Raw genomic sequence first — 20,884 nt, 5'->3', positions numbered from 1 at the left:
GGGATAGGAATTCGCAGGCTGGGTACCCATACCCGATTTCGACAAACGCCCGACAGGCGCGCGCCGCCTCGGCGTCAGTTTGCCCGCGGCAACTGGCCCGGCTTGTATCCGAACACCGCCGAGGTCGGCCCGATCAGATGGCGCGCCTTGACGTCGACTAAGCCATGGGCCCGAAACATTTCGACACACTCTGCAACCGAGGATTCGTAGCCCTCGCGGGTCTCGAGCATGACATTGAGGCTCGACAGCAGGCTGGCGTAGTTGTGCCGGTGGCCGGGATCGACCATCGCGTCATAGACGATCACGGCGCCGCCGGGCGGAATCGCGGCATATGCCTTATCGATCAGTTCCCGCCGGGTGGCCTGGTTGTAACCGTGGAACACATGGCCGAAGGAAACGACATCGGCGGGTGGTAGGGGTTCCACGAGGCAATCGCCGGCGATGAAGCGGATCCGGTCCTCGAGCCCGAACGACGCGACGTACTCCTCGAAGACGGGCTGCACGGCGGCGAAGTCGAAACCGGTGCCGCGTAGGTGCCGGTGCGTGAGCGCGACCCGTACCGGAAGTGCCCCCTGGGCCGAGCCGACGTCGACGAACGTCCGAAAACGCTTCCAGGGGAATCGGACAGCCAGCAGGGTGGCCTCGACGGTCGAGACGCCGGTCATTCCGGTCAGGAATTCCCGCATCGCCGCAGGATCCCGATAGAGCGTGGAAAAGAACTTGTCTTCGCCCTGCCCTTCCTCGGCGGCGGGACGCCCCGTCCGCAGCAGATCCGGAAGGCCGCACCACAGCGCGTAGAGGCGTCTGCTGGACAGCTCCATCAGTCCGGCGGCATAGCTCGGCTTGGTTCTATCCAAGAATATGGCGCTGCGCGCGGCGTTGGAATACCGCCCCGATCGGTCGCGGCGCAGCAGCCCGAGGGCAACCAGCGCATCCAACGCGTCGCCGGCGGCCCGGGGGTGCCAGCCGAAGGCTTCGATCAGCTCCCCTTCCGACCGTGGCCCCTCGGCCAATTCGGTGAAAACACCGCATTCGACGGCGGTCAGGACGAGCCGGGAGGACCAGAACGCCATCCCGGTCTCCACGATCTGCTGCGGGCCGGCGATGCGCTGAACCACCCGACCGACTATCGGGCTCTGGAAAACTCGCATGATCAGCCGCTCACGCCGAATGTCGCGTGCCCCGTAGCTGATCAATGGACCGGCGGCCTTCTGCAATCCCTTATCGCGGCGTGCCATTGGCTAACTTTTACCATTCGCCGGTGCCGACCGGCACAGGTGGTGGAAAATTTGCCCGCATCCGGTTTATTGGACGTTTCGGCTGAATATGATGGCAGCAAACGACGCAACGGGATGTGCAAGTAGCATCGCGGTATGCCAGCAACCAGACGGCGGTTATCTCCCGAGAGTCGGCGCGCTGAGTTGCTAGCCCTCGGAGCGCAGGTCTTCGGCCAGCGACCCTACGACGACGTCCGCATCGACGAGATCGCGGAGCGGGCCGGTGTTTCGCGAGCGCTGATGTACCACTATTTCCCGGATAAGCGAGCGTTTTTCGCCGCAGTGGTCAAAGACGAGGCCGATCGGCTGTTCGACGCCACCCACAACCTTCCCGACTTGGGCTTGACGCTGTTCGACGAGGTTCGGGCAGGCGTGCTCGCGTACATGTACTACCACGAACAGCATCCGCACTCCTCCTGGGCGGCGTATGTCGGCCTGGGCCGCACCGATCCCGTGCTGCTGGGCATCGACGACGAGACCAAGAATCGCCTGATGATGCACATCATGTCGCGCATCTGCGATATCGAGGGACCCGGAAGCCAGCTCGAGCCCGATGTCGAGAAGGACGTGCACGTGATCGTGCACGGCTGGATAGCGTTCACCTTCGAGCTGGGCAGACAGCGGATCATGAACCCCTCGATCGAAGCGAGTCGACTCGCCGACGCGTGCGCGCACACGCTGCTTGACGCGGTTGCCCGGGTTCCCGGCATCCCACCCGAGCTGGTCGAAGCGGTGGGCCCGGACAAACGCTCATGACCGCCGCGTTGTCGTAGTCCCTTGGCACTATGGCTGAGTGAGCACCACACCGGCCGATCCACTTGCGCGGTTCAGCGCGGTCACCCGGGACTGGTTCGCCGGTACCTTCGCTGCGCCGACACCCGCCCAGGCCGATGCCTGGGCGGCGATCGCCGACGGACATAACACACTGGTCATCGCCCCGACCGGGTCCGGCAAGACGCTGGCGGCATTCCTGTGGGCGATCGACAGCTTGGCCGCCTTGGCCGAGCGGCCGGCCGGCACCCGGGTCCTGTACGTGTCGCCGCTGAAGGCCCTGGCCGTCGACGTCGAGCGCAACCTGCGCACGCCGCTCACCGGAATGGCCCGGGTCGCCGAGCGACGCGGTCTGCCCACCCCGGAGATCGGGGTGGGGGTGCGGTCGGGTGATACCCCGCCCGCACGCCGTCGCCAACTCGTCAGCACACCGCCCGAGGTGCTGATCACCACGCCGGAGTCGCTGTTCTTGATGCTGACCTCAGCGGCCCGTCAGACCCTGACCGGGGTGCAGACCGTGATCGTCGACGAGGTGCACGCCATCGCCGGCACAAAACGCGGTGCGCATCTGGCGTTGTCACTGGAGCGCCTCGATGAGCTGTTGCCCCGGCCGGCCCAGCGAATCGGGCTGTCGGCCACCGTTCGCCCCCCCGAAGAGGTCGCGCGGTTTTTGTCGGGGGCAGCCCCCACGACAATTGTGGCGCCGGCCGCGGCCAAGACGTTTGACCTGACGGTGCAGGTACCCGTCCCCGACATGGCCGACTTGGCGAACAACTCCATCTGGCCCGATGTCGAGGCCCGGTTGGTGGACTTGATCGAAGCGCACACCTCGACGATCGTGTTCGCCAATTCGCGGCGGTTGGCTGAACGACTCACCGCACGGCTCAACGAGATTCACGCCGAGCGCTCGGGCGTTGACCTGCCGGCGGAGGCCAACCCGCAGGTGGCGGGCGGTGCACCGGCCCAGCTGCTGGGCAGCGGCCAGACCTACGGCGCCGAGCTGGTGCTGGCCCGCGCCCATCACGGGTCGGTGAGCAAAGAGCAGCGCGCCGTCGTCGAAGAAGACCTCAAAAGCGGACGGCTCAAGGCGGTGGTCGCGACCTCCAGCCTGGAGCTGGGCATCGACATGGGCGCGGTGGACCTGGTGATTCAGGTCGAGGCGCCGCCGTCGGTGGCCAGCGGCCTGCAACGCATCGGCCGGGCCGGACACCAGGTCGGCGAGACCTCTCGGGGGGTGCTGTTTCCCAAACACCGCACCGACCTGATCGGCTGCGCGGTGACGGTGCAGCGCATGCTCAGCGGGCAGATCGAGGCGATGCGGGTGCCCGCCAACCCGCTGGACATCCTCGCCCAGCACACGGTGGCCGCCGCCGCGCTGGAGCCGGTTGACGCCGATCGCTGGTTCGACACGGTCCGGCGCAGCGCGCCGTTCGCGACGCTGCCGCGCAGCGCTTTCGAGGCCACGCTGGACCTGCTGTCCGGCAAGTATCCGTCCACTGAATTCGCCGAGCTGCGGCCACGGCTGGTCTACGACCGGGACAACGGAATGTTGACCTCCCGCCCGGGCGCCCAGCGACTGGCGGTCACCTCAGGCGGGTCCATTCCCGATCGTGGACTGTTCGCGGTGTACCTGGCCACCGAAACGCCTTCCCGGGTAGGAGAACTCGACGAAGAGATGGTCTACGAGTCCCGGCCCGGAGATGTCGTCGCTCTTGGTGCGACCAGCTGGCGGATCACCGAGATCACCCACGATCGGGTGCTGGTGATTCCGGCGCCGGGGCAGCCGGCCCGGCTACCGTTCTGGCGCGGCGACAATGTCGGGCGTCCGGCCGAGCTGGGCGCTGCAGTCGGTGCGTTCACCGGTGAGCTGGCCGGCCTGGATGCCGGTGCGTTCGAGAAGCGTTGCGCGGACTTGGGCTTCAACGACTACGCAACCGACAACCTGCGACGGCTACTCGAAGACCAGCGTGCCGCCACGGCGGTGGTGCCCACCGATGCCACGTTGTTGGTTGAGCGATTCCGCGACGAACTCGGTGACTGGCGGGTGATTCTGCACTCCCCCTACGGGCTGCGGGTGCACGGTCCGCTGGCGCTGGCGGTGAGCCGCCGGCTGCGCGAACGCTACGGCATCGACGAGAAGCCCACTGCCTCTGACGACGGGATCGTGGTACGGCTGCCGGACGCAGATGCCGCGGACAACCCACCGGGCGCCGAGCTGTTCGTCTTCGACGCCGACGAGATCGACCCCGTCGTCACCGCCGAGGTGGGCGGATCGGCGTTGTTCGCGTCGCGCTTTCGGGAGTGCGCGGCCCGCGCCCTGCTGCTGCCCCGCCGCCATCCCGGTCGCCGCTCTCCGCTGTGGCACCAGCGCCAGCGCGCGGCTCAACTACTCGACGTGGCCCGCAAATACCCGGACTTCCCGATCGTGTTGGAGACGGTGCGCGAATGCCTGCAGGACGTCTATGACGTCCCCACGCTGACCGCATTGATGGCCCAGATCGCCCAGCGTCGGGTGCGGGTGTTGGAGGCCGAGACCGCAACACCTTCGCCGTTCGCGGCGTCGCTGCTGTTCGGCTATGTCGGGGCGTTCATGTACGAGGGTGACAGCCCGCTGGCGGAACGCCGCGCCGCCGCACTGTCCTTGGATGCCACCCTGCTGGCCGAGCTGCTTGGCCGTGTCGAGCTACGCGAGCTGCTCGATCCGAACGTCGTCGCCGCCACCGGCCGGCAGTTGCAGCACCTGGCGGATGACCAGGCCGCCCGCGACGCCGAGGCGGTCGCCGACCTGCTGCGGCTGCTGGGCCCGCTGACCGAAGACGAAGTCAGCGCGCGCGCCGGCGGCGCCGACGTGGGCGGCTGGCTGGAAGGTCTGCGCACCGCTAAACGGGCACTGCCGGTGTCGTTTGCCGGGTGCGATTGGTGGGTGGCCATCGAGGACATCGGCCGGCTGCGCGACGGGGTCGGGGTGGCGGTGCCCGTCGGAGTGCCGGCCAGTTTCACCGAAACCGTCGCCGACCCGCTGGGTGAACTATTGGGGCGCTATGCCCGCACCCACGGCCCGTTCACCACTGCCGAGACCGCCGCGCGGTTTGGCCTGGGCCTGCGGGTGGCGGGCGACGTTTTGGGCCGGTTAGCCGTCGACGGCCGGTTGGTGCGCGGCGAGTTCACGACCGATACCTCCAGCGACCAGTGGTGTGACGTCGAGGTGCTGCGGATTCTGCGTCGACGGTCGTTGGCAGCGCTGCGCGCGCAAGTCGAACCGGTCAGCACCACCGCCTATGCCCGCTTCCTGCCGGGCTGGCATCAGGTGGGGTCTTCGACTAACGCGGGCGCGGATGGCCTGGCGTCGGTCATCGATCAGCTCGCCGGCGTCCCGCTGCCGGCCTCGGCAATCGAGCCGCTGGTGCTGGCGCCGCGGGTGCGCGACTATTCGCCCGCCATGCTCGACGAGCTGCTGGCGTCGGGAGAAGTCATCTGGTCGGGTGCGGGGTCGATCTCTGGTTCCGACGGCTGGATCATCTTCCACGCCGCCGACGCAGCGCCGTTGACGCTGCCCGCCGGCACAGACATCGAGTTCACCGACGCCCACCGCGCAGTGCTGGAAACGCTGGCCCGCGGCGGCGCATTCTTCTTCCGGCAGCTCTGTGACGGGATCACCGACGGCGAACTCAAAGCCGCGCTGTGGGAACTGATTTGGGCCGGCTGGGTCACCGGCGACACCTTCGCGCCGGTACGCGCAATGCTCGGCGGCGGCCCGGGCGCCCGCAAACGTTCCGCGCCGGCGCACCGCAACCGCCGCCCACCGCGGCTGAGCCGCTACAGTGTCGCGCACGCTCAGACGCGCGCCACCGACGCGACGGTGGCCGGTCGGTGGTCGGCGCTGCCGGCGCCGGAGCCGGACTCGACTCTGCGGGCCCACTATCAGGCCGAGCTGCTGTTAAACCGCCACGGTGTGCTGACCCGCGGCGCAGTGGTCGCAGAGGCCGTTCCCGGTGGGTTCGCCACGCTCTACAAGGTGCTGACGGCGTTCGAAGACGCCGGCCGCTGCCAGCGCGGCTATTTCGTCGAATCGCTGGGCGGCGCCCAGTTCGCCGTCGCGTCCACGGTCGACCGGCTGCGCAGCTACCTCGACGGCGTCGACCCGGAACGCCCCGAGTACCGGGCGGTGGTATTGGCCGCCGCCGACCCGGCCAACCCGTACGGCGCCGCGCTGCCGTGGCCGCCGAGCGACGGCACGGCCCGGCCCGGCCGCAAAGCGGGTGCGCTCGTCGTACTGGTGGACGGCGCGCTGGCCTGGTTTTTGGAGCGCGGCGGCCGGTCACTGCTCAGTTTCACCGACGACCCCGAGGCCGGCCGCGCGGCAGCCACCGCCGTTGCTGATGTGGTCGGCATGCGGCGTGTCGACTCGCTCCTGATTGAGCGGGTCAATGGCGTGCCGGTGCTGGAGCTGCGCGATTCGCCGGTGCACGCGGCTCTTACCGATGCCGGGTTCACCCGCACCCCACGCGGGCTACGGCTGCGGACGTGAGCCACCATGCCTGAAGGTGACACCGTTTGGCACACGGCCGCCACGCTGCGCCAGGCGTTGGCCGGAAAGACCTTGACTCGTTGCGACATCCGAGTGCCGCGGTTCGCCACCGTCGACCTGACCGGGCACACCGTCGACGAGGTGCTCAGCCGGGGCAAGCACTTGTTCATCCGGGCCGGGTCCGCCAGTATCCATTCGCACCTGAAGATGGACGGCAGCTGGCGGGTCACCAATCGTTCCCCCGACCACCGGGTGCGGATTATTTTGGAAGCCGGCGATGTTCGGGTAGCGGGAATCGACCTCGGCCTGCTGGAGATCCTCGACCGGGCGCACGACCAGGACGCGGTGACACATCTGGGACCGGACCTGCTGGGTGAAGACTGGGACCCGCGGCTCGCGACCGCCAACCTGACGGCCGATCCGCAGCGGCCCCTGGCCGAGGCGCTGCTCGACCAGCGGGTGATGGCCGGGATCGGCAACGTCTACTGCAATGAACTGTGCTTCGTCAGCGGCCTTGCGCCGACGGCGCCGGTCACCGCACTCGCCGATCCACAGCGGCTGGTCGCGCGAGCTCGGGACATGTTGTGGGCCAACCGCTCCCGTTGGTCGCGCTGCACGACCGGTGACACCCGCCGCGGCCGTCAGCTGTGGGTTTACGGACGCGCCGGCCAGCCGTGCCGCCGCTGCGGCACCGCGATCGCATCGGACGACACCGGCGACCGGGTCGCGTTCTGGTGCCCGTCGTGTCAGCGCTAGCCAAAGTGCCGTCCGGTGACGAATGTTTGGTGGATCCCGCTGATCGGGTCGTCGAACTCCAGGGTGTGCGCCAACAACCGCAATGGCGCACTGAAATCATCAGCAGCGACGTCAACGATGTTGGGGTACAACGGGTCCCCGTGGATAGGCAAGCCGACCGACGCCATGTGCACGCGCAGCTGATGGGTTCGTCCGGTCCGCGGTGTGAGCCGGTACAACCCGTGTGGGGCTAGCAACTCGACCAGCGTCTCGGCGTTGGGTTCGCCGGGCTCCTCGACGGCTTGTAAACAGCCTCGCCGCTTGATGATTCGGCTGCAGATCACCCGAGGCAACGGGACATCTGGGTCTACGTCGGCGCGCGCCAGATACGTCTTGCGGACCGCTCCGCGAGCGAACATCGTCTGGTAGATGCCGCGCACTTCACGGCGGGTAGTGAACAACAACACGCCGGCGGTCAACCGGTCCAAGCGGTGCGCCGGGCTCAGCTCCGGCAGACCCAGTTCGCGGCGCAACCGCACCAGTGCGGTCTGCGCGACGTGGCGGCCGCGCGGCATGGTGGCCAGAAAGTGCGGCTTGTCGACGACGACGATGTCGTCATCCCGATAGATCACCGGGATCTCAAAGGGCACGGCAACCTCCACCGGCAACTCGCGGTAGAGGTAGACGCTGGCACCTGTCGGCAGCACGGTCGTGTCGTCAACCGGATTCCCGTCGGCGTCGACGACTTCGCGGGCCCGCACGCCGAACCGGGCGTTCAGCTCGGCCAGCACCGGTCCCCCGCGCAGCCGCACCCGCGCCGGCCCCAATCCGTCGCGGACCGGCAACGGCGCCGGTCTCACGTTAACGGCACCGGCTCGAGAATTTCGGCGCGAGCCTCGGGAGCGCTGGCGCGCAACGCATCCGCGGACTCGTCGTCGGGCTGCGTCTGTGACAGTATTTCGGCTTCCACCCGCGCGATGTAAGTCTGCACCTCGCGGTCGATGTCCGCGGCGCTCCAGCCCAGTATCGGCGCGACGACCTCGGCCACCTCGCGCGCGCAATCGACCCCGCGGTGCGGGTACTCGATCGAAATCCGCATCCGGCGGGCCAAGATGTCCTCCAGATGCAGCGCGCCCTCGGCGGCAGCGGCGTAGGCCGCTTCCACCTTCAGGTAGACCGGTGCCTGCGCGATCGGGTCCAGCAGGTCGGGACGGTCATCGGCCATCGCCAGCACCTCGCCGATCAGCGACCCGTAGCGGTCCAGCAGATGACGCACCCGATACGGGTGGAGCCCGCGCAGCGCACCGACGTGTTCGGTCTGGTTGATCAACGCAAAGTATCCGTCGGCGCCCAACAGCCGCACCTTCTCGGTGATCGACGGCGCGACGCGGGCCGGGATATATTGCGCCGCCGCGTCAATCGCGTCGGCCGCCATCACCCGGTAGGTGGTGTATTTGCCGCCTGCGATGGCGACCAGGCCGGGGGCGGGAACCGCCACCGCGTGCTCGCGGGACAGCTTGGAGGTGTCGTCGCTCTCGCCGGCCAGCAATGGCCGCAATCCTGCGTACACCCCGTCGATGTCGGTATGGGTCAGCGGGGTCGCCAGCACGGTGTTGACGGTGCCGAGGATGTAGTCGATATCGGCCTTGGTGGCCGCCGGGTGGGCCAGGTCGAGGTTCCAGTCGGTGTCGGTGGTGCCGATGATCCAGTGGCTGCCCCACGGGATGACGAACATCACCGACTTCGCGGTGCGCAGAATGATCGCGACGTCGCTGACGACGCGGTCACGCGGCACCACGATGTGCACGCCCTTGGAGGCACGCACCTGAAACCGGCCGCGCTGCTTGGACAATGCTTGAATCTCGTCAGTCCACACCCCGGTCGCGTTGACCACGACATGACCGTGTACGTCGGTGACCGCGCCATCCTCGGAGTCGCGGACCTGCACCCCGGTCACCCGGTCGCCTTCCCGCAGCAACGACACGACCTGGCTCGAGGACCGCACCACCGCGCCGTAATGCGCGGCGGTGCGTGCCACGGTCATGGTGTGCCGGGCGTCGTCGACGACGGTGTCGTAGTAACGGATCCCGCCGATCAGCGAACTGCGCTTCAGCCCCGGGCACAGTCGAAGCGCACCCGCCCGGGTCAAATGCTTCTGCGCCGGAACGGATTTCGCACCGCCGAGTTGGTCGTAGAGGAAGATGCCGGCGGCCACATACGGGCGTTCCCACCACCGCTTGGTCAGTGGGAACAGGAATGGCAACGGCTTGACCAGATGCGGAGCCAGCGTGGTCAAGGACAGTTCCCGCTCATAGAGCGCCTCGCGGACCAGCCCGAATTCCAGTTGCTCGAGGTAGCGCAGACCACCGTGGAACATCTTCGACGACCGACTGGAGGTGCCGGCCGCAAAGTCACGCGCCTCGACCATCGCCACTTTCAGTCCGCGGGTGGCGGCATCCAGCGCGCATCCCGCGCCGACCACGCCGCCGCCGATCACCACCACGTCGAATTGCTCGGCACCCAGCCGCTCCCAGGCAGCCGCACGTTGTTCGGGTCCCAAGGCGGAGGCCGGCCAGAACTGCCCGTTGCCCGGTCCGCGGATCGGGTCGCTCACGACACAGAACTCCTGTCGGTTACTCGTCGGTAGACGCTGGCCTAAGGCTACCGGGAGTCAATCCAGATCATCGTGAGCCATCAGCCGCCGCGCAGCCTCGGTGATCGAGCCCGACAGCGACGGATAGACCACCAGCGTCCGGGCCAACTGATTGACCGTTATGCGGTTCTGCACCGCCACCGCGATCGGCAGGATCAGCTCCGAGGCAATCGGTGCGACAACCACACCGCCGATCACCACGCCGGTGGCCTGGCGGCAGAACAGTTTGACGAACCCGTGGCGCAGTCCGGACATCTTGGCCCGCGCGTTGGTCTTCAACGGCAACATGATGGTGCGGGCCAGCACGGACCCGTCGTCGATGGCCGATTGCGGGACACCGACCGCCGCGATCTCGGGCCGGGTGAACACCGCCGCCGCGACCGTGCGCAACCGGATCGGGCTGACCGCCTCCCCCAGCGCGTGCCACATGGCGATCCGGCCCTGCATCGCGGCCACCGACGCCAGTGGCAGTAAACCGGTGCAGTCCCCGGCGGCATAGATGCCGGGGACTGAGGTCCGCGAGACCCGGTCGACGGTGAGATAGTTGCCGCGGCCCAGCTCGATGCCGACCCGGTCCAGGCCCAGGCCGGCGGTGTTGGGTGTCGACCCGATCGTCATCAGGGCGTGGCTGCCCTCGACGGTGCGGCCGTCGGTCAGCTTCACCACGACCCCGTCGTCGGTGCGGGTCACCGAGTCGGCGCGCGCGTTCTTGACCAGCTGGACGCCGCGTTCGGCGAACGACTCCTCGAGCACCCGCGCGGCGTCGGCGTCCTCGTAGGGCAGCACCCGATCCCGGCTGGCCACCACGGTCATCTCGACGCCCAATTCGGTGTAGGCGTGGACGAACTCGGCACCGGTGACCCCGGAGCCCACGACGATGAGGTGGTCAGGCAGCGACTCCAGGTCATAGAGCTGACGCCAGGTGAGGATCCGCTGGCCGTCGGGCTGCGCCGACGGCAAGATGCGCGGGCTGGCACCGGTGGCGATCAGCACGAAGTCGGCGGTGAGTTCGCTGGTGCCGCCGTCGTGAGCGGCCACCTTGACGCAGTGCCGGGCCAGGCCGGGGGCGGTGTCGACCAGCTCTCCGTGCCCGGCGATCACCTCGACGCCCGCGCTGAGCAGCTGGGCGGTGATGTCGGCGGACTGGGCAGCGGCCAGGGTCTTGACCCGCTGGTGAATTTCGGCGAGCGAGATCTTGGCGTCGTCGATGTCGATGTCGAAGCCGAGGTGGGGGGCGCGACGCAATTCGGTGCGCACGCCGGTGGAAGCGATCAACGTCTTGGACGGCACCACGTCGGCCAGCACGGCTGCGCCGCCGATGCCGTCGGAGTCGACGACAGTGACCTCGGCATCGCGTGCAGCGGCCACCAGCGCCGCCTCGTAGCCGGCCGGCCCACCGCCGATGATCACGATGCGGTTCGCCACAGCCCCTAACCTAACCAAGTTGTCGGATGACCGCCGAGTGAGCGGGTGGCGTCTAAGCTTTGTCCACGTGCCGCTCTACGCCGCCTACGGGTCGAATATGCATCCTGAGCAGATGCTGCAGCGGGCACCCCACTCGCCGATGGCCGGAACCGGCTGGCTGCATGGTTGGCGGCTGACATTTGGCGGCGAGGACATCGGCTGGGAAGGCGCGCTGGCCACCGTCGTCGAGGAGCCGGACTCGAAGGTGTTCGTGGTGCTCTACGACGTGACATCGTCGGACGAGATGAACCTGGACCGCTGGGAAGGATCCGAGCTGGGGATCCACAAGAAGATCCGATGCCGGGTGGAGCGGTTGTCGTCGGACACCACAACCGATCCGGTGCTCGCGTGGCTGTACGTGGTGGACGCCTGGGAGGGCGGTCTGCCGTCGGCGCGCTACCTCGGCGTGATGGCTGATGCGGCTGAAATAGCCGGTGCGCCAGAGGAATACGTCCACAAGATACGCACCCGCCCGGCCCGGAACATCGGCCCGGGCACGTAACTTTTTCGGGCCCTTCTGCGCCGAGCGTGCGTGTCCCCGGCCGACACGCCGGGATTAATCCGTATTTTGCGCACGCTCGCGCCGAAAGTCAGAAGGCGGCGGCCTGCTCGACGATGTTGACCAACACCCGCACACCGATCGCCAGGGCGCGCTCGTCGAGATCGAAGGTCGGCTGGTGCAGATCCAACTGCGGCCCCTGGCCCGACCACACCCCGAGTCGCGCCATCGCGCCGGGGATTTCCTCCAAATACCAGGAGAAATCCTCGCCACCGCCGGACTGCCGGGTATCGGACAGCACATCGGGGCCCACGGCCTCGATGGCGTGCGCCAGGATCCGCGTGGAAACCTCCTCGTTGACCACCGGCGGCACGCCGCGGTGGTATTGCAGCGTGTGCTCGATTCCCAGCGGTCCCAATAGCGCGGAGACAGTCTCGCGGATGATGCCCTCCAGGCTCTGCCAGGTCTCCCGGCTGGCGGTGCGGACCGTCCCGGCCAGCACGCCGGTCTGCGGGATCGCGTTGGCGGCCACCCCGGCGTTGACTGCGCCCCACACCAGCACCGTGCTTTTGCGCGGGTCGATGCGGCGCGACAGCACACCGGGCACTCCGGTGATCAGGGTGCCGATCCCGTAGACCAGGTCGGCGGTCAGGTGCGGACGCGACGTGTGCCCGCCGGGTGAGTACAACGAGATCTCGAGCCGGTCAGCCGCCGAGGTGATCGGGCCGGGTTTCACCGCGACCCGGCCGACCGCGAGCCGGGGATCACAGTGCAACGCGAAGATCCGGGTGACTCCGGACAGCGCCCCCGCCGCGATCGCGTCGATCGCCCCGCCGGGCATCAGCTCTTCGGCGGCCTGAAAGATCAGCCGCACCCCGACCGGCAGTTCGGGCACCGAAGCCAAGGCCTGGGCGGTGCCGAGCAGGATCGCGGTGTGCCCGTCGTGTCCACAGGCGTGCGCGACGTTGGGCATCGTCGACTCGTAGGGAGCGCCGGTCCGCTCGGCCATCGGCAACGCGTCCATGTCGGCGCGCAGCGCGATCCGCGGTTCGTTCTCCGGGCCGAAATCGCAGGTCAGCCCAGTGCCACCGGGGAGCACCTTGGGGTTGAGGCCGACGTCGGCCAGCCGCTCGGCGACAAATTGAGTGGTGGCGTACTCCTGCCGGCCCAATTCCGGGTAGCGGTGGATGTGACGCCGCCAGTCGATCAGGTCGTCGTAGTGGGCGGCCAGCCAGGATTCGGCGCTGTCGACGAGGCTCATGTCGCCGCCGGACGAAACACGAGGCGCGCGAACGTCAATTCCGGTTGAGGATGGATTGGCTCGAGCAGCTCGACCAGGCCGGTGCCCCGGCGCCGCGCCGCATCGTCGACGGCATTCAACGCGGTGGCAGTGGGCATTCTCGCAGTATCTCACCGAGTAGGCTCGCGCTTTGTGACTGGTCCGCCCGACGCCGACGCGCTGGCGCAACGGGCGGCGAAACTCATCGCCGAGGGCACCGGTGTCGCCGAGCACGACGTCGCGATTGTTCTCGGGTCGGGGTGGGCACCGGCCGTCACGGCGCTGGGCACGGCAACCGCAGTACTACCGATGGCCGAATTGCCCGGGTTCACGCCCCCCACCGCGGTCGGGCACATCGGTCAGGTGTTGTCGGTAGGCGTCGCTGAGCACCGGGTATTGGTAATGGCCGGTCGCATCCACGCCTACGAAGGACACGACCTGCTGCACGTCGTGCATCCGGTGCGGGCGGCCTGCGCGGCCGGTGCCCGGGTCGTCATCCTCACCAACGCGGCAGGTGGTCTTCGCACGGACTTCGCGGTCGGTCAATCGGTGCTGATCAGCGATCATCTGAATCTGACCGCCCGGTCTCCGCTGGTCGGGCCGCAGTTCGTGGACCTGGTCGATGCGTACGCGCCACGGCTGCGGGAGCTGGCCCGGCAGGTCGACCCCGAGCTGGCCGACGGTGTGTACGCGGGATTGCCCGGACCGCATTTCGAGACGCCGGCCGAAATCCGGATGCTGCGTGTGCTGGGAGCCGACCTGGTGGGAATGTCGACCGTGCACGAGACGATCGCCGCGCGGGCCGCGGGCGCCGAGGTGCTGGGTGTGTCGCTGGTGACGAACCTGGCGGCCGGGATCACCGGCGAGCCGCTCAGCCACGTCGAGGTGCTGGCCGCCGGCGCCGCCTCGGCCACCCGGATGGGTTCGCTACTGGCCGATGTCGTTGCGCGGTTGTGAGGCCCCAGGAGTGGATCGCGCACGATCCAGATCCGCTGACAGCTGCCGAACTCGCCCGCTGCGACCCCGCTGAACTGTCCGCGCGGTTCTCGCGGCCGTTGATGTTCGGCACCGCCGGGTTGCGCGGCCCAGTGCGGGGCGGTCCGGATGCGATAAACCTCGCGGTGGTGTTGCGCGCCAGCTGGGCGGTGGCCCAAGTGCTCAAACGCCGCGGTTCGGCCGGTTCGACGGTGATCGTCGGGCGCGACGCCCGGCACGGCTCGGATGCGTTCGCCGTGGCAACCGCTGAAGTGTTTGCGGCCGAGGGTTTTTCGGTGCTGTCGCTGCCGCAGCCGGTACCTACACCGGTAGTGGCGTTCGCGGTGCGGCATATCGGCGCGGCGGCCGGCATCCAGATCACCGCATCACACAATCCGCCGGTCGACAACGGCTACAAGGTGTATTTCGACGGTGGCATTCAAATCATCTCCCCCGCCGACCGCGACATCGAGACCCAAATGGCGACAGCCCCTTTCGCCGACCGCATTGCGCGCTCGCCCGTCGAACCCGCGGATAGCGCGCTGATCGATCGCTACATCGAGCGGGCCGCCAGCGTGCGGCGTTCGAAGACGGGGCCGGTTCGAGTAGCGCTGACGCCGCTGCACGGGGTGGGCGGTGCGGTGGCCATCGAAACTTTGCGTCGCGCCGGGTTCGACGACGTGCACACCGTGTCCGCCCAATTCGCGCCCGACCCCGACTTCCCCACCGTGACGTTCCCCAATCCCGAAGAGCCCGGCGTCACCGACGCGCTGTTGGCCCTGGCCGTCGACGTCGACGCCGACATCGCGATCGCGCTCGATCCCGACGCCGACCGCTGCGCAATCGGAATACCCAGCCCGTCGGGGTGGCGCATGCTGTCCGGCGACGAAACCGGCTGGTTGCTCGGCGATTACCTCCTCTCCCATGCCGGTGCCCGCGCGACGAGCGTGGTGGCCAGTACGGTCGTGTCGTCGCGGATGCTGGCCGCGATCGCCGAGCATTATGGCGCCCGGCACGTCGAGACGCTCACCGGTTTCAAATGGCTGGCCCGCGCCGACGCGGAGCAGCCCGAGAGCACCCTGATCTACGCCTACGAGGAGGCGATCGGGCACTGTGTAGACCCGGTCGCGGTGCGCGACAAGGACGGCATCAGCGCCGCGGTGCTGGCATGTGATCTGGCGGCGTCATTGCGGCAACAGGCTCGCTCGGTACTCGACGTGCTTGACGATCTCGCGCGCCGCTACGGGGTGCACCTCGGGGCCGCCGTCACGCGCCCGGTTGCCGACACCGGCGAGGCCACCGAGTTCATGCGCCGGTTGCGGTCAACCCATCCGACGCGGTTGGCCGGAGTCGAGATCAGCACCACCGACCTCGCGCCGCGCACCGATGCACTGGTGTTCACCGGCGCCGCCGCCGACACGTCAGTCCGGGTGGTCGTCCGCCCGTCGGGAACCGAACCAAAGCTCAAGTGCTATCTGGAAGTTCGCTGCGCACCGGTCGGCGACCTGGATCATGCCCGGCATCACGCAGCCGCGCTGCGCGACGAACTGGTCACCGTGATCCAAAGGTGGTAGGTCAGCGTGGACCGAATTGTCGATCGCCGGCGTCGCCGAGGCCTGGGACAATGTAGCCGTTCTCGTTGAGTCGCTCGTCGATCGCAGCGGTGAACAGTCGCACTGTTGGGGCCAACTCCTGCAGCGCCGCAATGCCTTCCGGTGCCGCCACCACGCACAGCGCGGTGATGTCGACCGCGCCGCGGCGACACAGTAATGCGATGGTGTGCGCCATCGACCCGCCGGTGGCCAGCATCGGGTCAAGCACCATCACCGCCTGCTCGCTCAGGTCTTCGGGCAGCGACTCCAGATATGGGACCGGAAGGAAGGTTTCCTCATCGCGGGTGACCCCGACGAACCCGACACCGGCTTCCGGCAGCAACGCATGCGCCTGATCAACCATGCCCAGACCGGCCCGCAGCACCGGCACCAGCAGCGGCGGCCTGGCCAGCCGCGTACCGCTCGTGTCGGCCAACGGTGTGCGCACCGTGACCGTCTCACAGGGCGCGTCCCGGGTGGCCTCGTAAACCAGCATCAACGTCAGATCGCGCAGCGCGGCGCGAAACGCAGCGCTGCCGGTCTGTTCGTCGCGCAGCGTGGTGAGTCTGGCCGCGGCCAGCGGGTGGTCGACGACGCATACCTCCACGGCAATCGACCCTAGTATTTTGCTGCTGGACACGCGTGCGTTCATGGCGGGCTTGCCGGACAACGGCTCCTATACTCCCGGCATGCGACGCCGTCGCGGGCGCTACGGCAACCGATACCGAACAGTCAGCCTGTTTGGCACATTGCTGCTACTGGTCGTCGTGATGTCCTGGCCGACAACGCATTTCGCGGTGCCGAAAGCTCCGGTGAGCTTCGCCGCCGCCGCCGTCCCGTCGCCGGCCCACGTCGTCGTCGTGGTGGAGGAGAACCGCTCCTACTCGAACATCATCGGTAACGCGGCGGCCCCCTATATCAACGCACTGGCTGCCGGCGGCGCGTCGATGACGCAATCGTTCGCCGAAGTACATCCGAGCCAACCGAATTACTTCGCGCTGTTCGCCGGAAGCACACTTGGGGTCAAGGAGAACACCTGCCCGGTCAACGGCGCCAACACCCCGAACCTGGGCGCACAGTTGCTGGCCTCGGGGCGCACCTTCATCGGGTTCGCCGAAGGGCTGCCGGCCGCAGGCTCGCAGGTCTGCAGCACCGCGAAGTACGCCCGCAAGCACGCACCGTGGGTCAACTTCAGCAACATTCCGCCGTCGTACTCGCTGCCGTTCTCCGCATTTCCGCCGCCGCAGAACTACGCCAGCCTGCCAACCGTCTCATTCGTCATCCCCGACGTCGACAACGACATGCACGACGGCTCGATCGCCCGCGGCGACACCTGGCTGCAGCAGAACTTGGCGGCCTATGCCGAGTGGGCAAAAGCCAACAACAGCTTGCTGATCCTGACCTGGGACGAGGACGACAACTCCGAAAACAACCGGATCCCGACGATCTTCTACGGGGCCAACGTCAGGCCCGGCACCTACAGTCAGCCGATGAGCCACTACAACCTGCTGTCCACCCTGGAGCAGATGTACGGGCTGCCCAAGCTCGGATTGGCGGCGCGGGCGCCGGCCATCACCGATATCTGGGTCGGCTAACCCGCTGGGCCACCGGCACCGCACCCGTCGTTATTCTGTGCCGCATGGCTGCTGACCTCGTGCCGATCCGCCTGAGCCTGACCGCTGGTGACCGCTACACCATCTGGGCGCCCCGCTGGCGCGACGCCGGTGACGAGTGGGAGGCGTTCCTCGGCCAGGATGAAGACTTGTATGGCTTCGACACGGCCGCTGACCTGGTCGCCTTCGTGCGTACCAACACCGACAACGACCTGGTCGACCATCCGGGCTGGCAGCGGCTGACCGAGGCCAACGCGCACAAGCTGGACCCCGCCGAGGGTCAGCAGTTCGACCTGATCGCGGTCGAGGAGATGGTCGCCGAGAAGCCGACCGAGGAGTCGGTGACGGCGCTGGCCGGCACGCTGGCCGTGGTGTCCTCCATCGGCTCGGTCTGCGAGCTGCCGGCGGTGATGAAGTTCTTCAACGGCAACCCCAGCCTGGGCACTGTCGCCGGCGGTTTTGATCACTTCACCGGGAAAGCGGGCCTGCGGCGCTGGCACGGGATCGCCGAGGTGATCGGCCGCAGCTGGGACGACGTGCTGGCCGCCGTCGACCGCGTCATCAGCACTCCTGAGGTCGACGCCGCGGCGGCGTCGAAGGCCGCCGACGAACTGGCGGAACCGCTCGAAGAGCCCGAGGAAGACGACGTCGCAGAGGCAGCGACGGACGAGGTCGAGCCCGCCGACGAGGCCGCCGAAGAAGAGGAAACCCGGGCGGCAGGTGACACTGCGGTGCTGGGCGGCGACGAGGACTTCTGGGGCCAGGTGGGTATCGACCCGATCCAGCTCCTGACCGGGGCCGGCACGTTCTACACACTGCGGTGCTATTTCGACGATCGTCCGATCTTTTTGGGCCGCAACGGGCGGATCAGTGTGTTCAGCTCGGAGCGGGCCCTGGCGCGTTATCTCGCCGACGAGCACGACCATGACTTGTCGGACCTGAGCACCTACGACGACATCCGCACCGCCGCCACGGACGGCTCGCTGCAGGTCGAGGTCACCGACGACAACGTCTACGTGCTGACTGGCCTGGGTGACGATCTTGCCGACGGGCCGGATGCGGTGGACCGGGAGCAGCTCGACCTGGCCGTGGAATTGCTGCGCGATGTCGGCGACTACGCCGAGGACAACACCGTCGACAAGGCGCTGGCGAACGAACGCCCGCTGGGCAAGTTCGTGGCTTACGTCTTGGAGCCGGGTTCGGCAGGCAAGCCCGCCGCCCCGTTTGCCGAAGTGGTGCGGGAGTGGGAGTCGCTGGACCGGTTCGTGGAGTCGCGGCTGAGGCGCGAATAGCGCCGCGGCTCAGGCGCGAATAGCGCGCAGCGCCAGCAGCCGTCGGACCGCGTCGTCCATGTGCTCGTCGATGAGTCGCAGCGCCGCTGTCTTGTCACCGGAGCCGATGGCGTCGCGCAGCGTGACATGCTCGGCGACCTGCTCGGCCAGGTCCGGGTAGGCGTCTTGGAGTTCGCCGAGCAGCATTCGAGTTTCCAACAGCAGCGTCCGCATCGCCCGATGCAGCCGGGGGCTGCCGGCGCAGGCGACCAGCACCTCATGGAACTGCTGGTCCGCGTCCGCCACTGCCGCGCCATCAAGGCGGGCGGCCGCCGCGATCATCGCGTCGACGGGCTCCCCCAAACAGGCCCGGGCAGCCGCGGGGCCGTCGCGCAGAATCTCCTCGATGGCTGCCCGCTCGATGGCTTTACGGACCCGGTACACATCAGCCACGTCGGCCTCGGTGAGTTCGACCACGAAGATGCCGCGGTGGCGTTCGCTGCGCAACAGCCCCTCGGCCACCAGACGCTGCATCGCCTCGCGCAACGGGCCGCGCGATACCGCGAACTGGGCAGCAAGGCCGGCTTCCCCCAGCTGTTGACCGGGTGCCAGCTGGCCGCGGGTGATTGCCTCACGCAGCCGCTCGGCGATCAGCTCGGCCGTCGACTGTCTGCTCAACGGCTGGAAGGCTGCCGGGTCTGAAACCGTCATCGTCGCTCCTCGAACAGCGACCCCAGACCCGTTGCATGTCGCGTTATCCCGGCAATACGCAAGCCCTCCCACACGGTGACCGCGTTGGCGGTCAGCACCGGCTTGTCGAGCAGCTGCTCGAGCGCCTCGACCTGCGCCACGGTGTGCATGGCGGTGTCCGGAATCAGCAGCGCGTCGGCATTCGGATCGTCGTTACGTTGGGCCAGCTTCTGCACCTGTTCCGGGTCCAGCCGCCCCACTTCGGCGGCAGTGTCAATACCGGCGTTACCCATCGATTCGACGCTGATGTTATGTGCGGCAAGGAAACTGACGAACAGGTCGGCGATGTCTCGCGGATAGCTGGCCGCTACGGCAACCCGCGAGCAGCCCAGCGCGGCCAGCGCATGGACGAACGCGAAGGAGGTGCTCGACGCCGGCACTCCGGCAGCCTTGGCCAGTCCGTCGGCCTGCTCGACCGCGCCATCCGGCCCGTACACGAATCCCCCTGAGGTGCAGGCGAACATCACCGCATCCGGCCGATGTGGCTCCAACAACGCCGCCCCCTCGGCCAGTTTGGCCGGGCTTCCCAGGTCACGCAGCTCGTCGACGGCGTGCAGGTCTGTTCCGTATACGTGCACCACGGCCAAGTTCACGCCGAGCCGCTCAGCGGCCCGCGGGTAGTCGGATTCCGCGGCGTGGTCGGGGTAGATGAAGCCGACGGTGTCGTTCATCGCTGTGCCTCCGCGAAGACGTCTCGCAACCAGCGGCCCGGTCCCATCATCGGTAGCTCCATCCGGCCCAGGCACGCCCACATGGTCAGCTGGTTGGCCGTCAGGATCGGCTTACCGAGCATTTTCTCCAGCGGAGCGATGATGTCGTAGGTGCGCAGGTTCGTGCAGCTGACAAAAATGGCCTGCGCGTCGGGGTGGTCGGCAGCGACGATCCGTTCAGCCACCGTGCGGTAGTTCACCTTCCAAATGCCGCCGCCCAGGCCGAGATAATCGGATTGCAGCACCGTTACGCCCAGCTGGTTGAGGAAGATGTGCAAAAGTTCGGTCAACTCTTCGTCATAGGGCGTGATCACGGATATCCGTGAAACCTTCAGCGCTGTAACGGCTTCGGCCAACGCGCCTGATGTTGTGACAGCCGCCTTGGCGCCGGCCGCTTCGATGGCGGCGACCAAGGTCTTTTCATACTCCACGCCATGGACGAAACTACCCGAAGTACATAGGTAAGCGACCACCTCCGGCTCGACGTGCAGCACGTCACGAGTCGCCGCCTCCAGATGGCTTGTGTTCGAAACCAGTTCGGCCATCAGCCGGCTCACCGGAACGGGTTCATAGTGGGTGCGGGCCAGATGCAGGGACACGTCGGCCGGGATCCAGCGCCACAACTCGCGTTCTAAGGCCAGATCGAAGGGCGCGATAATGCCGATGCCTCGTTGCTCAGCTGGACCGTCGAACTCTGGCAAGCTCGACAGATCCATGGGTGGTCCCAACTGACGTACCACTCCAGGCCGGCCCTGGATTGTTGACAA

The 20,884-nt window shown here is 67.8% G+C and carries 18 protein-coding genes; 8 read left to right on the top strand and 10 right to left on the bottom strand.

From position 1 onward, the window contains the following. Positions 1–74: 74 nt before the first annotated feature. Positions 75–1,238, bottom strand: a complete 1,164-nt coding sequence (locus tag AC5Y42_RS21945; protein WP_499900679.1) for a methyltransferase — start codon at positions 1,236–1,238, stop codon at positions 75–77. Positions 1,239–1,373: 135 nt separating this feature from the next. On the opposite strand from AC5Y42_RS21945, the gene AC5Y42_RS21940 reads away from it, so the two are divergent. From AC5Y42_RS21940 to nei2, 3 genes are read left to right on the top strand one after another with little or no spacing between them, the layout of a single operon-like run. Continuing rightward, positions 1,374–2,033: a TetR/AcrR family transcriptional regulator gene (locus AC5Y42_RS21940; protein WP_499900678.1), complete on the top strand. Its 660-nt coding sequence runs from the start codon at positions 1,374–1,376 to the stop codon at positions 2,031–2,033. A gap of 37 nt (positions 2,034–2,070) precedes the next feature. Then, positions 2,071–6,576 carry an ATP-dependent helicase gene (locus AC5Y42_RS21935; protein ID WP_499900677.1) on the top strand — a complete coding sequence of 1,502 codons (4,506 nt, stop codon included), beginning with the start codon at positions 2,071–2,073 and terminating at the stop codon, positions 6,574–6,576. Positions 6,577–6,582: 6 nt separating this feature from the next. Beyond that, entirely contained in the window at positions 6,583–7,332 is a 750-nt protein-coding gene (gene nei2, locus AC5Y42_RS21930; protein WP_499900676.1) for an endonuclease VIII Nei2, read from the top strand. On the opposite strand, the gene AC5Y42_RS21925 is transcribed toward nei2, so the two are convergent. From AC5Y42_RS21925 to AC5Y42_RS21915, 3 genes are read right to left on the bottom strand one after another with little or no spacing between them, the layout of a single operon-like run. After that, positions 7,329–8,171 carry a pseudouridine synthase gene (locus AC5Y42_RS21925; protein ID WP_499900675.1) on the bottom strand — a complete coding sequence of 281 codons (843 nt, stop codon included), beginning with the start codon at positions 8,169–8,171 and terminating at the stop codon, positions 7,329–7,331. The two genes, nei2 and AC5Y42_RS21925, sit on opposite strands and share 4 nt — an antisense overlap. Beyond that, positions 8,168–9,925 carry a glycerol-3-phosphate dehydrogenase/oxidase gene (locus AC5Y42_RS21920; protein WP_499900674.1) on the bottom strand — a complete coding sequence of 586 codons (1,758 nt, stop codon included), beginning with the start codon at positions 9,923–9,925 and terminating at the stop codon, positions 8,168–8,170. Before AC5Y42_RS21920 ends, AC5Y42_RS21925 begins: the two co-directional genes overlap by 4 nt. Before the next feature lie 57 nt (positions 9,926–9,982). Continuing rightward, the gene (locus tag AC5Y42_RS21915; RefSeq protein WP_499900673.1) at positions 9,983–11,389 is read right to left on the bottom strand and encodes an NAD(P)H-quinone dehydrogenase; all 1,407 of its coding nucleotides are present in this window, start codon (positions 11,387–11,389) and stop codon (positions 9,983–9,985) included. A gap of 67 nt (positions 11,390–11,456) precedes the next feature. On the opposite strand from AC5Y42_RS21915, the gene AC5Y42_RS21910 reads away from it, so the two are divergent. Beyond that, positions 11,457–11,930, top strand: coding sequence for a gamma-glutamylcyclotransferase family protein (locus AC5Y42_RS21910; RefSeq protein WP_499900672.1), 474 nt, complete (start codon positions 11,457–11,459; stop codon positions 11,928–11,930). Positions 11,931–12,018: 88 nt separating this feature from the next. Here AC5Y42_RS21910 and AC5Y42_RS21905 read toward each other — a convergent pair whose 3' ends face one another. After that, the gene (locus tag AC5Y42_RS21905; RefSeq protein WP_499900671.1) at positions 12,019–13,188 is read right to left on the bottom strand and encodes an amidohydrolase; all 1,170 of its coding nucleotides are present in this window, start codon (positions 13,186–13,188) and stop codon (positions 12,019–12,021) included. After that, positions 13,185–13,325: a hypothetical protein gene (locus AC5Y42_RS21900; RefSeq protein ID WP_499900670.1), complete on the bottom strand. Its 141-nt coding sequence runs from the start codon at positions 13,323–13,325 to the stop codon at positions 13,185–13,187. The genes AC5Y42_RS21905 and AC5Y42_RS21900 overlap by 4 nt, the downstream gene beginning before the upstream one ends. Positions 13,326–13,359: 34 nt before the next feature. Between AC5Y42_RS21900 and AC5Y42_RS21895 the strand changes: the two genes are divergently transcribed. After that, complete coding sequence (locus AC5Y42_RS21895) at positions 13,360–14,163, top strand: purine-nucleoside phosphorylase (protein ID WP_499900669.1); 804 nt, start codon at positions 13,360–13,362, stop codon at positions 14,161–14,163. Beyond that, the gene (locus AC5Y42_RS21890; RefSeq protein WP_499900668.1) at positions 14,160–15,755 is read left to right on the top strand and encodes a phospho-sugar mutase; all 1,596 of its coding nucleotides are present in this window, start codon (positions 14,160–14,162) and stop codon (positions 15,753–15,755) included. Before AC5Y42_RS21895 ends, AC5Y42_RS21890 begins: the two co-directional genes overlap by 4 nt. A 1-nt stretch (position 15,756) precedes the next feature. Here AC5Y42_RS21890 and upp read toward each other — a convergent pair whose 3' ends face one another. Then, positions 15,757–16,380 carry a uracil phosphoribosyltransferase gene (upp, locus tag AC5Y42_RS21885; RefSeq protein WP_499900667.1) on the bottom strand — a complete coding sequence of 208 codons (624 nt, stop codon included), beginning with the start codon at positions 16,378–16,380 and terminating at the stop codon, positions 15,757–15,759. Positions 16,381–16,462: 82 nt separating this feature from the next. Here upp and AC5Y42_RS21880 point away from each other — a divergent pair, with 82 nt between their 5' ends. Together AC5Y42_RS21880 and satS are read left to right on the top strand one after the other, a co-directional pair. Beyond that, positions 16,463–17,368, top strand: coding sequence for an alkaline phosphatase family protein (locus AC5Y42_RS21880; protein WP_499900666.1), 906 nt, complete (start codon positions 16,463–16,465; stop codon positions 17,366–17,368). A 44-nt stretch (positions 17,369–17,412) separates the two neighbouring features. Continuing rightward, positions 17,413–18,678, top strand: coding sequence for a protein export chaperone SatS (gene satS / locus AC5Y42_RS21875; RefSeq protein ID WP_499900665.1), 1,266 nt, complete (start codon positions 17,413–17,415; stop codon positions 18,676–18,678). Between the two features lie 9 nt (positions 18,679–18,687). Here the strand turns inward: satS and AC5Y42_RS21870 are convergent, their stop codons facing one another. From AC5Y42_RS21870 to AC5Y42_RS21860, 3 genes are read right to left on the bottom strand one after another with little or no spacing between them, the layout of a single operon-like run. After that, complete coding sequence (locus AC5Y42_RS21870) at positions 18,688–19,368, bottom strand: GntR family transcriptional regulator (RefSeq protein WP_499900664.1); 681 nt, start codon at positions 19,366–19,368, stop codon at positions 18,688–18,690. Beyond that, entirely contained in the window at positions 19,365–20,078 is a 714-nt protein-coding gene (locus AC5Y42_RS21865; protein WP_499900663.1) for a maleate cis-trans isomerase family protein, read from the bottom strand. The genes AC5Y42_RS21870 and AC5Y42_RS21865 overlap by 4 nt, the downstream gene beginning before the upstream one ends. After that, positions 20,075–20,833 carry a maleate cis-trans isomerase family protein gene (locus AC5Y42_RS21860; RefSeq protein ID WP_499900662.1) on the bottom strand — a complete coding sequence of 253 codons (759 nt, stop codon included), beginning with the start codon at positions 20,831–20,833 and terminating at the stop codon, positions 20,075–20,077. The genes AC5Y42_RS21865 and AC5Y42_RS21860 overlap by 4 nt, the downstream gene beginning before the upstream one ends. Positions 20,834–20,884 lie beyond the last annotated feature (51 nt).

Source organism: Mycobacterium sp. NGS48, from assembly GCF_059812585.1.
This window is presented reverse-complemented; position numbering and strand designations above follow the sequence as displayed.

Bases quoted from the DNA above. Each gene is read 5' to 3' on its own strand.
- AC5Y42_RS21945 (WP_499900679.1), bottom strand. From the start codon at position 1,238: ATGGCACGCCGCGATAAGGGATTGCAGAAGGCCGCCGGTCCATTGATC.
- AC5Y42_RS21940 (WP_499900678.1), top strand. From the start codon at position 1,374: ATGCCAGCAACCAGACGGCGGTTATCTCCCGAGAGTCGGCGCGCTGAG.
- nei2 (WP_499900676.1), top strand. From the start codon at position 6,583: ATGCCTGAAGGTGACACCGTTTGGCACACGGCCGCCACGCTGCGCCAG.
- AC5Y42_RS21905 (WP_499900671.1), bottom strand. From the start codon at position 13,188: ATGAGCCTCGTCGACAGCGCCGAATCCTGGCTGGCCGCCCACTACGAC.
- AC5Y42_RS21900 (WP_499900670.1), bottom strand. From the start codon at position 13,325: ATGCCCACTGCCACCGCGTTGAATGCCGTCGACGATGCGGCGCGGCGC.
- AC5Y42_RS21880 (WP_499900666.1), top strand. From the start codon at position 16,463: ATGCGACGCCGTCGCGGGCGCTACGGCAACCGATACCGAACAGTCAGC.
- satS (WP_499900665.1), top strand. From the start codon at position 17,413: ATGGCTGCTGACCTCGTGCCGATCCGCCTGAGCCTGACCGCTGGTGAC.
- AC5Y42_RS21870 (WP_499900664.1), bottom strand. From the start codon at position 19,368: ATGACGGTTTCAGACCCGGCAGCCTTCCAGCCGTTGAGCAGACAGTCG.
- AC5Y42_RS21865 (WP_499900663.1), bottom strand. From the start codon at position 20,078: ATGAACGACACCGTCGGCTTCATCTACCCCGACCACGCCGCGGAATCC.
- AC5Y42_RS21860 (WP_499900662.1), bottom strand. From the start codon at position 20,833: ATGGATCTGTCGAGCTTGCCAGAGTTCGACGGTCCAGCTGAGCAACGA.